Source organism: Xanthomonas campestris pv. asclepiadis (assembly GCF_020784175.1).
GTDB classification, from domain to species: Bacteria; Pseudomonadota; Gammaproteobacteria; order Xanthomonadales; family Xanthomonadaceae; genus Xanthomonas; species Xanthomonas campestris_D.
Genome location: NZ_JAJGQM010000103.1, coordinates 1 through 1,072, shown reverse-complemented (window position 1 = coordinate 1,072; position 1,072 = coordinate 1). Strand labels below are relative to the sequence as shown.

The following is a 1,072-nucleotide window of genomic DNA, read 5'->3' as shown; positions in this document are numbered from 1 at the left end:
CTTGATTAGCCCCATTCCTCAGCCGGTAGTTGCAGGATCTGCGACGCTGCGGTTGGACAATGGCCCCACCTGAAGGCAACGGAGGTGGGGCATGGGTATCAATATCGTGCAGTTTCAGCCGGGAATGTCGCTGAGCGAGTTTGCGGATCGTTACGGAACCGAAGCCAAGTGTTACCGGGCGTTGTATCGGTGGCGCTGGCCGAAGGGATTTCGCTGCCCGCAGTGCAACGGGCGCGCGCGTTCGCGCTTTCGACGCGATGGGCAGGTGTACTACCAGTGCCGTGCGTGCCGGCATCAGACCACCTTACGTGCTGGCACGCTGTTCCAGTCCAGCAAGCTGCCCTTGCGCCTGTGGATGCAGGCGATCTACCTGCTGACTTCCAGCAAGACCAACCTGGCGGCGCTGGAGTTGAAGCGGCATCTTGGAGTGACCTACAAGGCGGCCTGGCGCATGAAGCACAAGATCATGCAGGCGATGGTCGAGCGCGAAGAACCGCGAAAACTCGGCGGCTTCGTACAAATCGATGACGCTTACCTGGGCGGCGAACGCACCGGCGGCAAGCGCGGACGCGGTTCGGAGAACAAACAGCCGTTCGTGATCGCGGTGCAAGTGGACCACACCCACGAACATCCGGTGTTTGCGGTGATCGAGCCGGTAAAGGCCTTTGACGACGCCTCGCTGAAGGACTGGATCGCGCGTCGTCTGGAGCCGGAATGCGAGGTCTACAGCGACGGGCTGGCGTGTTTCCGCCGTCTGGAGGAGGCCGGGCATGCCCACACCACTCTCGACACCGGCGGTGGTCGTGCCGCACCCCAAGTCCAGGGAGCACGTTGGTTGAATGTGGTGCTGGGCAATGTCAAACGAGCCATCAGCGGCACCTACCATGCGGTGCGCCAGGCCAAGTATGCGCGGCGCTACCTGGCCGAAGCGGCTTATCGATTCAACCGCAGATTTCGTCTGGAACAGATGCTGCCGCGACTGGCGACGGCGCTGATGCGCTGCAAGCCTTGCCCAGAGCGCGTTCTGCGCATGGCAAGCAACTTTCATGGCTGAGGAATAGGGCTAATCAGG

Annotated in this window: 1 protein-coding gene; it reads left to right on the top strand. The window is 61.8% G+C overall.

Annotated elements, in window-relative coordinates; all coding sequences use genetic code 11:
• Window positions 1-91: 91 nt before the first annotated feature.
• Window positions 92-1,054, top strand: coding sequence for an IS1595 family transposase (locus LL972_RS21570; protein WP_228329328.1), 963 nt, complete (start codon window positions 92-94; stop codon window positions 1,052-1,054).
• Window positions 1,055-1,072: the final 18 nt, after the last annotated feature.